Annotated in this window: 2 protein-coding genes; both read right to left on the reverse strand. The window is 47.2% G+C overall.

The window, feature by feature from the left end:
- Nucleotides 1-53: 53 nt before the first annotated feature.
- On the reverse strand, nucleotides 54-1,025 hold the full coding sequence (locus BLT32_RS12755; RefSeq protein ID WP_235444023.1) for a type II toxin-antitoxin system HipA family toxin: 972 nt from the start codon (nucleotides 1,023-1,025) through the stop codon (nucleotides 54-56).
- Nucleotides 1,022-1,342, reverse strand: coding sequence for a helix-turn-helix domain-containing protein (locus BLT32_RS12760; protein WP_053954643.1), 321 nt, complete (start codon nucleotides 1,340-1,342; stop codon nucleotides 1,022-1,024). Before BLT32_RS12760 ends, BLT32_RS12755 begins: the two co-directional genes overlap by 4 nt.
- Between the last annotated feature and the right edge of the window lie 293 nt (nucleotides 1,343-1,635).

A 1,635-nucleotide genomic window follows, 5' to 3' on the forward strand; every position in this document is an offset into this window, starting at 1 on the left:
GTCCGGACGACGCCGAAATCACTGTCCGGATGATACCGAAATGCTTGTCCGGCTCAGACCGAAATCAATGTCCGGATGACCCCGAAATACGCACGTGGCAACCTTAGCTGGCGGGCAACCTGGAACAGCTCTTCATAAGAAAACGCACCAATGTCGTGATAATTCACGTGCTTAATAGCGGTCAGCGTTTGAATGTGCTTTTTCTCATTGCCTATTCTGTCAAAGCGCTTGGTCACAAAATGGCGTCGGTTGCCTTCATCCAGCAAGTGGCATGGCATCATATGAATGCCCGCTTTTGTGGCCATTAAGTAATACACATACTCCATGGCACCGTAGCCTAGCGGGTCGCCAAAGGTTTGCTGAGACGGGTCGCGCTCTTTTACGCCGTCAAACTTCAGCAGATAATGCTCAAAGCCCTCGGGCACAAGCCCCTGCCCTGAACGAACCTGGCTAAAGTCCTTATTAAATGCCAGTACCGCTTTTGGTCTTGCGCCACCGGCGCTGGTGCCAACCGCTAATAAGGCCTGCATCATTTCTTTGTCTGCTGCGTCGTCAAAGTGCGTGCTCTTACGAAAGCCCTTTCGTGCATCCAGCACTTCCTGCGCTAATTTCATTAAACTCTCAAGCTCAATGTCTTTGTTTTTGGCGTTGGTTTGATTCTTACGCGCGGGGTGATACTCAAGAGCGCCCATACCCCGCTCGCCGGTATACTGAAGCCGTTCAAGCGGGCTCAGAGGCTCTGTGCGGTCGGGCTGTTGCGCCACCCATTGATTCAGAACCGCATTACCAAAGTCATCGGGCAAAGAGTCCGCGAGCATGCCCGGCAGGCCCCTGAATGTATCCCAATTTAACCCCGGAAAGGAGTAAATTCGTCCTTTCTCTGCGGGCATGGTTAAAGGCGCAAGCGGAATGTCTTTTTCAACAAATTCAGATAAGTACTCGAACCGCGCAGCTGTGTCGCCTTTGTTATAACTTAAGGCACCGACAGGCTCGCCTTTGTAGCGAACTTCAATGGTATTAATCACCAGTCCAGCTCCTCATTGTCAGCAGATTTCACACGCGTTTTACCGCTCGCTCGTTTCTTTTGTTTTGTGCTACTTTTGAGCAGTTGCACAGGCGAAACGCCCTCGTCCGGGAATGCGGCCAGTAAATTATCGATATGACCCAAAGCCTGAAGAATTGCGACATAGGTGGGTAAGGTGCTTTTACCACCCTCGGCGGATTTAACCGCATTAAGGGAGACATTCGCTAAGGTCGCTAAGTCCTCCTGAGTTAAATCCTGATTCAGCCGATACTGCCTGACTCGCTGACCAATGATGATTGGAATACGTTCAGAATTCATATAACGGACCTTAAATAGGCTTTAAACTAATAAATAGAGTGTAGCAGACTATTTAAGGTACGCAATAAAATTTATATAAAAGCCCTTATATGGGTTATTAAATGTTTAATTCAAAATAAAATACTTTAAAAGGGCTATAAAATTTTAAATAGGGTTGTTAATAACACTTGATTTGAGTATGAATTTATAGTCCGCTTCGTGCCATTAAGAGACATTCACTTAGCTCTTACAACAACTTTGGCCTTCTTGAATTGGTGGGCATTTCACTGTTCCATAAGAGCAGTATACACAAC

Source organism: Idiomarina zobellii (assembly GCF_900100855.1).
Lineage (GTDB): Bacteria > Pseudomonadota > Gammaproteobacteria > Enterobacterales > Alteromonadaceae > Idiomarina > Idiomarina zobellii.